An 11,089-nucleotide genomic window follows, 5' to 3' on the forward strand; every position below is an offset into this window, starting at 1 on the left:
ATGGATTTTGAAACATTACTTAGCTATGAATGGGGCGTGATGATGTCGGAATTTATTATTCTCGGCGTCGCCGTTGCGCTCTCGCTCATCGACCTATTTATGCCAGAAAACCGAAATCGGCAACTGCTTGGCTTATTCGCTTTTGTTGGCGTCGCCGTTTCATTCGTCTCGCTACTCGGTTTATGGACGAGTGATGTCACATCCATTTTGGGCGATACGTTCCGCCTAGATTCGTTCGCCAAATCATTTAAAGCGTTATTGCTGATTGGTAGTGCGCTCGTGTTATTGCTTTCGATTCATTATGAACCAAAAGAGCGCATCGCCTATCGTGGCGAATTTTATTACTTATTTTTAACAGCGCTTCTCGGCGCAATGATGATGGCATCAAGCGGCGATCTCATTACATTGTTTGTCGGGCTTGAGCTATTGTCCATTTCTTCTTATATTCTCGTCGCCATTCGGAAAAAACATACACTCGCAAATGAAGCAGCGTTAAAATACGTCATTACTGGAGGCATTGCAACGGCGATTACGTTGTTCGGGATGAGCTACATATTTGGCTTTACCGGATCGACGAATATAAAAGAAATTGCCGTGCAGCTTGCGAGCACGTACGATGAAAACCATCAATACATTTTATCGCTCGCCTTTTTGCTGACGTTCGTCGGGTTATCGTTTAAATTAGCATCGGCTCCGTTTCATATGTGGGCACCTGACGTATATCAAGGAGCGACGACCCCTGTTGTTTCTTTTTTAAGCGTCGTCTCGAAAACAGCTGGGTTTGTTATCGTCTTGCGCGTCGTCGTTTCCGTCTTTGCTCAAATACCGACGGGAAGTTCGGCTTCGATGCTTATGACGCTTGCGCCGTACATCGCCTTTTTAGCAGGGGTAACGATGATCATCGGCAATACAATTGCCCTTCGTCAACGAAACGTCAAGCGCATGCTAGCGTATTCGAGCATCGCACACGCAGGATACGTGCTCGTTGCTTTCGCAAGCTTATCGATGTTTATGTTTGAAGCGATTTGGTTTTACTTGTTCGCGTACGTATTTATGACGATCGGGGCGTTTGCGATTTTGCAAGTCGTTTCTCAACATCACGATGACGAAGACATTAGCATATTTGCTGGCTTATATCGACGCTCGCCGCTTATGGCGGTGGCGATGACGATCTTTTTACTATCGCTTGCAGGCATTCCGGGGACAGCGGGATTTATCGGAAAAATGAACATTTTCCTCGGCGCATTTGTCGTTGAGCCTGCTCATTATGTGCTCGCGTCCATTATGGTAGTCACGACCGTCATATCGTACGTATATTACTTTGGCATTTTCGTCCAAATGTTTTTCCGACCTGTCGAACATGCGGATCGATTACAATGGCCACCAGGTGTCATTGCTGTCGTTGTCATTTGTATCATCGGTACGTTGTTGTTAGGGGTGTTTCCAAACTTTGCTTACGATTGGATTGCACCATTTGAACATTTTAGCGATTTTCTTCAGTAAGACGTATAATGGAAGGGGTGTACCCTTCCATTTTTTTATGTAAGGAGAGATAAAGATGGAAACATTCGGACAAGAAGCGTTAATTAGTTTATTGTCGCATTTATTTTTCATTACGGTGACGTGGTGGACGTTACAAGCTGTTCGACTTGAAGTAATTTTTAAACCGAATCGCATCGTTCAAGCGCGCGTCTTTTACATTCTCATTACGATTGCGATCGGCTCGTTAGTGAGCAATTTCTTTTTAGATTATTTACGCTGGTCACGCCAATTGCCATTTTTACTTTAAGCGCGAGCGTTGTCGATTTTTTTCACGTATGTTCCCTTCCGATCTGGCAACAATAAAAGCTAAGGAGAGGAAGGGAAAAGAGATGAGAAAAAGATGGTTGGCACTCGTTATTTTTTGTTTGTTATTAAGTGGTTATCGGATGTATGATGATGAACGTGTCGAAAGAGAAATAACGAAAATAAACGACATGCTCGGCGTATTTGAAGCCCATCATATTCACCTCAAACGATGGAACGTCTACGCCAAAGAGCAAGTGCTTACAAAAGACCCTCACAACTGGATCCAACAACACGTGAGAACATGGTCCTCTTTCCATTGGACAGTTGAACCGCACAAGATGATCGGCAAACGTGAAACCTCCGCTTACGTTGAAACGATTCAACTCATCACGGTCGCTCATCATCCCGCAGTCATTATTTTATATGAAGCAACCGGTTCAACGTGGAATAAACAACTCGAACGCACGCTCGTCCGACAAACGACAAAATTATTCGCAAAACCTACATTTTTCACTTGTATTACAGGGGAATTCGATGGTAAGATGAAAGGTGTTTTGTTTGACAAGGCGGTTCGCTTGCTTTCTTCCTTTCAAGCGGAACCGATTGAATCATTACGTGAAGAGACATTTGTCTCCGTCTCAGCATATACTGAGCAGTGGAAGACGTCACTTTCTGTCGGACAACAACAAATGAATCTTCAACTGGCATTACGACAAAACGGATTGGGCGCGCGAACGACCGTTGTCATTGGCACCCCAATCATAACAGCTGAATATTAATATAGAGACTTTGGACGCGGAGGGGAATGCCTTGGAAAAAATCATCGTCCGCGGCGGGAAGCGGTTGAGCGGCACAGTGAAAGTGGAAGGTGCGAAAAACGCTGTGTTGCCTGTCATCGCCGCAACATTGTTAGCGAGTGAAGGAAAAAGCGTCATTTACGATGTACCTGAACTCTCCGATGTATATACGATTAGTGAAGTGTTACGTCACTTACAAGCAGACGTGACGGTTGGCAAAAACAACATTGTCGTCGATGCATCTGGAGAGCTAAGTATTGAAGCTCCATTTGAATATGTACGAAAAATGAGAGCATCTGTATTAGTGATGGGTCCATTGCTTGCCCGCAAAGGTCGGGCACGCGTCGCACTGCCAGGTGGCTGTGCGATCGGGTCAAGACCAATTGACCAACATTTAAAAGGGTTTGAAGCGATGGGTGCGACGGTGAAAATCGGGAACGGTTTCATTGACGCTGAAGTGAACGGAAAATTACGCGGGGCAAAAATTTATTTAGATTTCCCGAGTGTCGGCGCGACAGAAAACATTATGATGGCTGCCGTTTTGGCAGAAGGAACAACCATTATTGAAAACTGCGCAAAAGAACCAGAAATTGTTGACTTAGCGAACTTTTTAAATGCGATGGGCGCGAAAGTGCGCGGTGCAGGAACAGGCACGATTCGCATTGAAGGTGTTACTACATTATATGGTGCAGAGCATACCGTTATTCCTGATCGCATTGAAGCAGGAACATTTATGATTGCCGCTGCGATTACGGGCGGAAACGTCCTCGTACAAGGGGCGGTGCCAGAACATTTAACGTCGTTGATCGCCAAACTCGAGGAAATGGGTGTCACTATTATTGAAGAAGACAACGGCTTGCGCGTCATCGCTCCGGACAAACTGAAAGCAGTTGACGTGAAAACAATGCCTCATCCCGGCTTTCCGACCGATATGCAGTCGCAAATGATGGCGTTGCTTATGAAGGCGGAAGGCACAAGCATGGTGACAGAAACGGTATTTGAAAACCGCTTTATGCACGTCGAAGAATTTCGTCGCATGAACGCGGATGTGAAAATTGAAGGCCGTTCGGTCATTATTAACGGTCCGTGCAACTTGCAAGGGGCAGAAGTGGCAGCAACGGACTTGCGTGCTGCTGCAGCGCTTATTTTAGCTGGGTTAGCGGCAGAAGGATACACGCGCGTAACAGAGCTGAAACATTTAGATCGCGGTTACGTTCGCTTTCATGAAAAATTAGCTGCTTTAGGGGCAGATATTGAACGTGTACGCGAACATGTGGACATCGTACAAACGCAAGTGACAGATGTGGGATAATGTAAAAAAACGACCGTTTGCGAAAAGCTAATGGTCGTTTTTGCATATATGCTTGTCCTCCTGCATACAGTTTAGTAATGATAAAGGGGGGATGGCATTTGCGACAATGGATGATCGCAACCGTTGCGTTATTTACACTTATTTTACTTATTCCTGCATTAGTCGTTTTAGCGTTCGGGGAAAAGCAAAACACACCCCTTCCTGCCGAACCGAAGCCCGTTCAAGCACGCGATGAACCAACGGTGGAAGTGGCTGTATACCGAAGTAAAGAAAAAAAGGTCGAACGGCTTCCGCTTGAACAATATGTCGTTGGTGTTGTAGCGGCAGAAATGCCGGCAGAATTTGAAATGGAAGCGTTAAAAGCTCAAGCACTTACCGCAAGAACGTATATCGTGAAACAGCTCATGCATAACCAACCGATCCAACTGCCTGAAGGAGCGAACGTGACCGATACGGTCATGCATCAAGTGTATTATAACGACGAGCAATTAAAAGAAATGTGGGGAATCAGTTACGAATGGAAAATAAAAAAAATTAAAGAAGCGGTCGAGGCGACGCGCGGGCAAATTTTAACGTACAACAACGAGCCGATTGAAGCGGCATTTTTCTCCACAAGCAACGGCTATACGGAAAATTCAGAAGCGTATTGGCAAAACGCGTTTCCTTACTTAACGAGCGTGGAAAGCCCGTGGGATACAAAGTCGCCGAAGTTTTACGAACAAGTGACGTTATCTGTTCGCGAATTTGAGCAGCGGCTCGGTGTCAAATTGCCAAAAGACGGATCAGTCGGCAAAATACTCGCACGCACGCCAGGAAAACGTGTCGCCCTTGTCGATATTCACGGAAAAAAGCTGACCGGACGGGAAGTGCGCGAAAAGCTGCAATTAAAATCAACGGATTTTACATGGACAAGGCAAGGAAACAACATTGTCATCACAACGAAAGGATACGGTCACGGTGTTGGGATGAGTCAATACGGGGCGAACTTTTTAGCAAAGCAAGGAAAAACGTATAAAGAGATCGTTCAATATTATTATCGTGGGGTACAAATTCACGATGTGTCACTTGTCGCTTCAAAATTTTGAAGCGGCAAATTTTTTTTATATTCACGTGTATAAATGTTCTGCTTTCTGTTCACAATGGTTGCTGAGGTGATGAACATGAAAGAAGAAAACAAAAAAGTTTCAAAGTTGTTCCGTAAACGTTGGGTTGTTCCTTCGATTTATTTGTTAAGCGCAGCGCTCATTTTAACAGGTGTGCTTTGGTTCCAAAGCAAAACAAACGATATCGTGCAACCGCCTGTTGATGAAACAAAACCGGGCACAGCTGTAAACGAACAACAATCTGTTCCTGTCCAACAAGCCGTTGAACAAATCGCGATGCCTGTCCTTGATCCAAACGCTGTCGAAATTGCAAAACCGTTTTACGACTTTAATGCATCAGCCGAAGAACAAGAAGCTGCTCTCGTCTCTTATAATGATGAATATTATCCGAACAAAGGTGTCGACATCGCGATGAAAAACGGCGAAAGCTTTGATGTGACCGCATCGTTAAGCGGGACGGTCGTTAAAGCAGAAAAAGACCCTCTCTTTGGTTACGTCGTTCATATTCAACACGATCGCGGCGTCGTGACGGTATATCAATCATTAAAAGACGTACAAGTGAAAACAGGTGATACAGTAAAACAAGGACAAGTGATTGCGAAGGCAGGAACAAACGAGTTTAATAAAGAAGCAGGCGTCCACGTCCATTTTGAAATTCGGAAAGATGGGCAAGCCGTTAACCCGGTCGCTTACTTTGATCAACCGCTTAGCGCATTAGAAGCGAAAGAAAAACAAACGGAACAACAAGAAACAAATCAAAACAAAACAAATGAACAAGAAAGCGATCCGTCAAGCACTGTTCCAGATGCTTCGATCGGAATGGCAAGAACATGAACAGATGGGCAAAATGCTCATCTGTTCGCTTTTTTATGGAATATATTTTCTTCTTCCCTAATACACTATTACAAACTTGAACAACGAGGGTGTTTGAGGTGAGATGAACGATTAATAGATGAGATTGACGACTTTGTTATGAACGAGTAAACGCCACTGCGATCAACGCCTTATACGTCTCATTTCACACTTCTCACATCCAACTTAGGGAGGGCGAGCAGTGTGCACGATTACATCAAAGAGCGTACAATCAAGATTGGCAAGTATATCGTGGAGACGAGAAAAACCGTTCGCGTCATCGCGAAAGAGTTCGGTGTGTCCAAAAGCACCGTGCATAAAGACTTAACGGAACGGCTCCCGGAAATTAACCCCGAATTAGCGAATGAAGTAAAAGAAATTTTAGATTACCATAAATCCATTCGCCATTTGCGTGGAGGAGAAGCGACGAAGAAAAAGTATAAAAAAGAAACGGAGCAAGCGACGTAAATTTGTTGTTCCCCTTGTCAAAAATATTCTCTTTTTTTCGCCATCGTTGTGGTAAAATATTTTATTAGGAGAAATGGCAAGGAGGAACATGCATGTTTTTAGCAAGAGATATCGGCATCGATCTCGGCACGGCGAACGTGTTGATTTATGTCAAAGGAAAAGGCATTGTATTAAACGAACCTTCTGTTGTAGCGATTGACCAGCATACGAAGCGGGTGTTAGCGGTCGGAGAAGAAGCGCGACGCATGGTCGGACGTACGCCCGGGCATATTGTTGCCATCCGCCCGTTAAAAGATGGTGTCATTGCGGACTTCGACATTACAGAAGCAATGTTAAAACATTTTTTAAGCAAGCTGAACTTAAAAGGATGGTTTGCGAAACCGCGCATTTTAATTTGTTGCCCAACAAACATTACATCTGTAGAACGGAAAGCGATTAAAGAAGCAGCAGAAAAAAGCGGTGGCAAAAAAGTGTACTTAGAAGAAGAACCGAAAGTGGCAGCGATCGGCGCAGGGATGGATATTTTCCAACCTTCTGGAAACATGGTTATCGACATTGGTGGCGGTACGACAGACGTTGCCGTTTTATCGATGGGTGACATCGTCACATCCGCATCAATTAAAGTAGCGGGCGATAAATTTGACCAAGAAATTTTAAGTTATATTAAACGAGAATATAAACTATTAATCGGTGAGCGAACGGCGGAAGAAATTAAAATAAACATCGCTACGGTCTTTCCAGACGCGCGCGATGAAGCGATGGACATTCGCGGACGCGATTTAGTGACAGGGTTGCCACGAACGATTACGATTCGTTCTGGAGAGATTGAAAAAGCGCTACGCGAAACGGTATATACGATCGTCCAAACGGCAAAAACCGTCCTTGAGCGCACACCGCCGGAATTATCGGCAGACATTATCGACCGCGGCATTTTCTTAACAGGTGGCGGCGCATTGCTTCACGGCATCGATCAACTGCTTGCGCAAGAGTTGAAAGTGCCTGTCTTTATTGCAGAAAATCCGATGGATTGCGTCGCGATCGGCACAGGATTAATGCTTGATAACATTGACAAAGCTCCATATCGTCAACTCGTGTAGGTGCCATTGGGAAATGGTACCTATTCGCTTTTTTCCCCCTTTTCTTTTATAATGGAAGTAGTGTAAAAACGATTGGGGAGGACGTTTTATGTTTCGCGGACTATATACAGCTGCTTCAGGCATGCTTTCTCAACAGCGGCGCATTGAAATGATGACGAACAATATCGCAAACGCCAACACGCCAGGCTACAAAGCTGATCAAGCGTCATTACGAGCTTTTCCAGATATGCTGATGCATCGCATTCAACAAACGACGATTCCAACTGAAAAAAAACCGACGTGGCGTGATCGTACATATATCGGTCCGCTATCGACAGGCGTGTACGTGCAAGAGCTTGTGCCAAACTTTGCCCAAGGGGATATACGCGAAACAGGCAATAACACCGATATGGCAATCGTTGATGGGACAGGCACATCGTTTTTTATCGTACAAAATGAAGCAGGCGACGTTCGTTACACGCGAAACGGTCATTTCACCATAGATGCAGACGGATTTTTAACGACGACGGACGGTTTTTACGTGCTTGATGAAAACGGGAACCGCATGCAAGTAGGCGATGAGCAGTTTACAGTACGTGAAGACGGCACGATTACAAAAGATGGACAGACGATTGCACGCCTTGGCATCGCTTATGCGGCAAACGTTCAATCGCTAGCGAAAGAAGGGAACGGTCTATTTCGAGCAGAAGGCGAGCTTCCGCGTGCTGAAGCGTATACGATTCGCCAACAATATATTGAGCGCTCGAACGTCGATTTATCTCGCGCGATGACAGATATGCTTTCAGCTTACCGAGCGTTTGAAGCGAACCAAAAAATTTTACAAGCGTACGACAAAAGCATGGACAAAGCAGCCAACGAAATTGGCCGCCTAAAGTAGGAGGATATGTATGTTGCGCTCAATGATTACTGCTGCCAATACAATGAACCAGCTACAACAACAGCTTGACGTCATTAGCCATAATATCGCAAACGTCAATACGACCGGGTTTAAAAAGCGCGATGCCGTATTTGGCGAACTGCTCGCTCAACAATTTCAAAACTCGCCAAAGACAGACGAAGCCCCACGCTTCACGCCTGACGGTCTTCGTCTTGGCGTCGGAGCGAAAGTAGCGTCGACACATATGCAAATGAAGCAAGGGTCGGTTGTAAAAACAGATCGTCCGCTTGATCTCGCTTTTACAAAAGAAGGGCAGTTTTTCCGCATCCGTGTCGATGATGCGATTCAATATACGCGCGACGGTGCGTTTTACCTTAGTCCGTCCGCGAACAATCCAGATGAACTGATGCTTGTCACAGCGGATGGATATGCGGTATTAGATGAAAACGATGAACCGATTACGGTGCGCGAAGGGTTTAAAGATATTCAAGTCACTCAAAACGGCACGATGCAATTGATTGCGCCAAACGGAAACATCATGCAGACAGTAAACATCGGTGTTTCATACGTGACGCGCCCGCAGCTTATGCAAGCGCTCGGCGACAACCGATTTGCTTTCCCGGCTGATGTAAATGCGCCAAATGCGGTCATCAATTTAACTAACAACAACCGTAACGCCATCTCAATGCAACAATACGCTCTTGAACAATCGAACGTGGAACTAGCGACAGAAATGAGCGAACTCATGATCACGCAACGGTCATACCAGCTCAATGCTCGGGCAATTACATTGTCAGATCAAATGATGGGGCTCATTAACGGTATTCGTTCATAGAGAGGGAAAACGATGGAGGAAAAACAAACGAAAAAACGTTCACTTCGCCGTCCGCGCCGTCGTCTCATTCCGATTTGGCTTCGCCTAGTGATTGTGCTCGTTCTCGTAGCGCTAAGCGGGGCGATCGGGGCGATGATCGGTTACGGTGTACTCGGCGACGGCAAGCCATTTGACGCACTCAAACCAGCAACATGGCAGCATATTATCGATTTAATCGAAAAACAGTAGTGGACAGACCACTTGAAAACATGATACATTGAAAACAAATACGGAAGGGAGATCCTTCCGTTTTTTTATAAAGGAGGAAGAAAGTATGCTTGATATGCAACAAATTCAACAAATTATTCCACATCGCTATCCGTTTTTACTCGTTGATCGCATTGTTGAAGTGGAAGAAGGAAAACGAGCCGTCGGCATAAAAAACGTCAGTGCCAATGAACAATTTTTTGTCGGTCATTTCCCTGAATATCCCGTCATGCCGGGCGTGCTGATCGTCGAGGCGCTAGCGCAAGTAGGGGCGGTCGCGATGTTAATGAAAGAAGAAAACCGCGGACGTCTTGCTTTCTTCACCGGCATTGACAACTGTCGCTTTAAAAAACAAGTAAAACCGGGCGATCAATTACGTCTAGAAGTGGAGATGATTCGCTTCAAAGGGGCAATCGGGAAAGGAAAAGGCATCGCCACAGTCGATGGCGAACTCGTATGTGAAACAGATATTATGTTTGCTTTAGGTGAGAAAAAATAATGCATATGTTCCTTTTTTCTGGGCATGTTATAAGTGATTACATATGCCTAAGAAAGGAGATATGCAATGAAAAAACTATGGCTACTTAAGCTTATTAGCGCGCTCATTGCCGTCATGGTCGTTACAGGCTGCAATAACGATGATACAGACAACGATATGAACAACCAAGAAGAGATGCAGCCAGGCGAAGATACAAACGAAGGTGTTGGCGACGATGAAAACGATGCTGTGCCAGATGAAGAAGACGCTGTCGAAGATGCGGAAGATATGAATGACGCAGACAATACGGACGAATAAACGTAAGAGGCTTCCTCTTACGTTTTTTTATTCCCTTCCTTCCTATAAACGTTATCATAGTTATAAAAAAACTTTGTCAATACACGTTTCTTTATGATACATTAACGGTTGACGATAATGATATGGAGGGTTTTTATATATGTTAAAACAGCTTCCTCATCGCTTGAAAATGAACATCACGCTATCGATTAAAAAAGTGTTCGAAAGATATATGGCGACGATTGATTGGGATGAAACGAAATACGATGCGGCAGCGTTGATGGAACAGTGGCGTCATTATTTATACAATGAAGCGACATGGTTTGCACAATTAGACGATAAGATGAAAACAAACCCGCAATTTCATGAACAGCTCGCTGACCGCATTAACGAAATTATCGACCAACTCGTCAACGAACCTCCAACAGACGACCAAATCGCAGAAATTAACCGTCTCGTTGAACGGCTCGGCATCGACGATTTCCCTTACGGCTGTAGGTTAGAAGCAAAATATCATATCGAACGTCTCCAACAAGAATTAAAAAAAAAGAAAAGCTAACGAAACGAGCGAGCGAAAAGCAACGAAAACTAGCGGAAATTTTATATTATCAAGCATATGACCGTCCGCTCCCAGATCGAGAATATACCGTTGCTGAAGTGAATGATATCATCGCACAAGCAAAACGAATCATTGGAGAAGAAGGACATAACGAAGAAACGATTCATTAACCGGCAGAACATGGCACTGTCGGTTTTCTTTTTGTTAAAAATTAATAAATATACTATATAAAGGTTCATCACCAAAAGATGTACTTGCACCTGCCATTAAAGTATGTTAGTCGTTTCTAACCGAACCCGTAATGCAAAACGCTGGATATTTCTGTATCCATATCCCCGACGTTTGATCAGCTTGATCTTGTTATTCGTTCCTTCCATTTT

At 44.6% G+C, this 11,089-nt stretch carries 15 protein-coding genes; 14 read left to right on the plus strand and 1 reads right to left on the minus strand.

The window, feature by feature from the left end:
- The 14 genes from nuoN (at nt 1) to ES017_RS10890 (ending at nt 10,709) form a co-directional block, all read left to right on the plus strand.
- The gene (gene nuoN, locus ES017_RS10825; protein WP_171335065.1) at nt 1-1,503 is read left to right on the plus strand and encodes an NADH-quinone oxidoreductase subunit NuoN; all 1,503 of its coding nucleotides are present in this window, start codon (nt 1-3) and stop codon (nt 1,501-1,503) included.
- Between the two features lie 55 nt (nt 1,504-1,558).
- Nucleotides 1,559-1,789, plus strand: coding sequence for a DUF1146 family protein (locus ES017_RS10830; protein WP_021095069.1), 231 nt, complete (start codon nt 1,559-1,561; stop codon nt 1,787-1,789).
- Between the two features lie 82 nt (nt 1,790-1,871).
- Nucleotides 1,872-2,567 (plus strand): YwmB family TATA-box binding protein, encoded by a 696-nt coding sequence (locus ES017_RS10835; protein ID WP_021095070.1) that lies wholly within the window; start codon nt 1,872-1,874, stop codon nt 2,565-2,567.
- A 31-nt stretch (nt 2,568-2,598) separates the two neighbouring features.
- Nucleotides 2,599-3,897 (plus strand): UDP-N-acetylglucosamine 1-carboxyvinyltransferase, encoded by a 1,299-nt coding sequence (gene murA / locus ES017_RS10840; RefSeq protein ID WP_021095071.1) that lies wholly within the window; start codon nt 2,599-2,601, stop codon nt 3,895-3,897.
- Between the two features lie 98 nt (nt 3,898-3,995).
- Nucleotides 3,996-4,982, plus strand: coding sequence for a stage II sporulation protein D (gene spoIID / locus ES017_RS10845; protein WP_021095072.1), 987 nt, complete (start codon nt 3,996-3,998; stop codon nt 4,980-4,982).
- A gap of 75 nt (nt 4,983-5,057) precedes the next feature.
- Nucleotides 5,058-5,834 carry a stage II sporulation protein SpoIIQ gene (gene spoIIQ, locus ES017_RS10850; protein WP_021095073.1) on the plus strand — a complete coding sequence of 259 codons (777 nt, stop codon included), beginning with the start codon at nt 5,058-5,060 and terminating at the stop codon, nt 5,832-5,834.
- Between the two features lie 222 nt (nt 5,835-6,056).
- Nucleotides 6,057-6,320, plus strand: a complete 264-nt coding sequence (spoIIID, locus tag ES017_RS10855; protein ID WP_003396966.1) for a sporulation transcriptional regulator SpoIIID — start codon at nt 6,057-6,059, stop codon at nt 6,318-6,320.
- A gap of 92 nt (nt 6,321-6,412) precedes the next feature.
- A complete protein-coding gene (gene mreB, locus ES017_RS10860; RefSeq protein ID WP_021095074.1) occupies nt 6,413-7,417 on the plus strand; it encodes a rod shape-determining protein in 1,005 nt (334 codons plus the stop codon).
- 88 nt (nt 7,418-7,505) lie between these two features.
- Nucleotides 7,506-8,294, plus strand: coding sequence for a flagellar basal-body rod protein FlgF (gene flgF, locus ES017_RS10865; protein WP_021095075.1), 789 nt, complete (start codon nt 7,506-7,508; stop codon nt 8,292-8,294).
- A 10-nt stretch (nt 8,295-8,304) separates the two neighbouring features.
- A complete protein-coding gene (locus ES017_RS10870) occupies nt 8,305-9,129 on the plus strand; it encodes a flagellar hook-basal body protein (RefSeq protein ID WP_042895138.1) in 825 nt (274 codons plus the stop codon).
- A 12-nt stretch (nt 9,130-9,141) separates the two neighbouring features.
- Nucleotides 9,142-9,357, plus strand: a complete 216-nt coding sequence (locus ES017_RS10875; RefSeq protein ID WP_021095077.1) for a DNA-directed RNA polymerase subunit beta — start codon at nt 9,142-9,144, stop codon at nt 9,355-9,357.
- A gap of 85 nt (nt 9,358-9,442) precedes the next feature.
- A complete protein-coding gene (fabZ, locus tag ES017_RS10880) occupies nt 9,443-9,874 on the plus strand; it encodes a 3-hydroxyacyl-ACP dehydratase FabZ (protein ID WP_171335066.1) in 432 nt (143 codons plus the stop codon).
- Between the two features lie 66 nt (nt 9,875-9,940).
- Nucleotides 9,941-10,171 (plus strand): hypothetical protein, encoded by a 231-nt coding sequence (locus ES017_RS10885; protein ID WP_003396952.1) that lies wholly within the window; start codon nt 9,941-9,943, stop codon nt 10,169-10,171.
- 139 nt (nt 10,172-10,310) lie between these two features.
- Complete coding sequence (locus tag ES017_RS10890) at nt 10,311-10,709, plus strand: hypothetical protein (protein ID WP_021095080.1); 399 nt, start codon at nt 10,311-10,313, stop codon at nt 10,707-10,709.
- Between the two features lie 266 nt (nt 10,710-10,975).
- On the opposite strand, the gene ES017_RS10895 is transcribed toward ES017_RS10890, so the two are convergent.
- The coding region (locus tag ES017_RS10895; RefSeq protein ID WP_171334972.1) for a transposase at nt 10,976-11,089 on the minus strand (114 nt) is incomplete at its 5' end.

It is taken from the genome of Anoxybacillus sp. EFIL (genome assembly GCF_013096955.1).
GTDB lineage: Bacteria > Bacillota > Bacilli > Bacillales > Anoxybacillaceae > Anoxybacillus > Anoxybacillus ayderensis.

Bases quoted from the DNA above. Each gene is read 5' to 3' on its own strand.
- ES017_RS10870 (WP_042895138.1), top strand. From the start codon at position 8,305: ATGTTGCGCTCAATGATTACTGCTGCCAATACAATGAACCAGCTACAA.
- spoIIQ (WP_021095073.1), top strand. From the start codon at position 5,058: ATGAAAGAAGAAAACAAAAAAGTTTCAAAGTTGTTCCGTAAACGTTGG.
- fabZ (WP_171335066.1), top strand. From the start codon at position 9,443: ATGCTTGATATGCAACAAATTCAACAAATTATTCCACATCGCTATCCG.
- ES017_RS10830 (WP_021095069.1), top strand. From the start codon at position 1,559: ATGGAAACATTCGGACAAGAAGCGTTAATTAGTTTATTGTCGCATTTA.
- nuoN (WP_171335065.1), top strand. From the start codon at position 1: ATGGATTTTGAAACATTACTTAGCTATGAATGGGGCGTGATGATGTCG.
- ES017_RS10890 (WP_021095080.1), top strand. From the start codon at position 10,311: ATGTTAAAACAGCTTCCTCATCGCTTGAAAATGAACATCACGCTATCG.
- ES017_RS10885 (WP_003396952.1), top strand. From the start codon at position 9,941: ATGAAAAAACTATGGCTACTTAAGCTTATTAGCGCGCTCATTGCCGTC.
- mreB (WP_021095074.1), top strand. From the start codon at position 6,413: ATGTTTTTAGCAAGAGATATCGGCATCGATCTCGGCACGGCGAACGTG.
- ES017_RS10835 (WP_021095070.1), top strand. From the start codon at position 1,872: ATGAGAAAAAGATGGTTGGCACTCGTTATTTTTTGTTTGTTATTAAGT.
- flgF (WP_021095075.1), top strand. From the start codon at position 7,506: ATGTTTCGCGGACTATATACAGCTGCTTCAGGCATGCTTTCTCAACAG.
- ES017_RS10875 (WP_021095077.1), top strand. From the start codon at position 9,142: ATGGAGGAAAAACAAACGAAAAAACGTTCACTTCGCCGTCCGCGCCGT.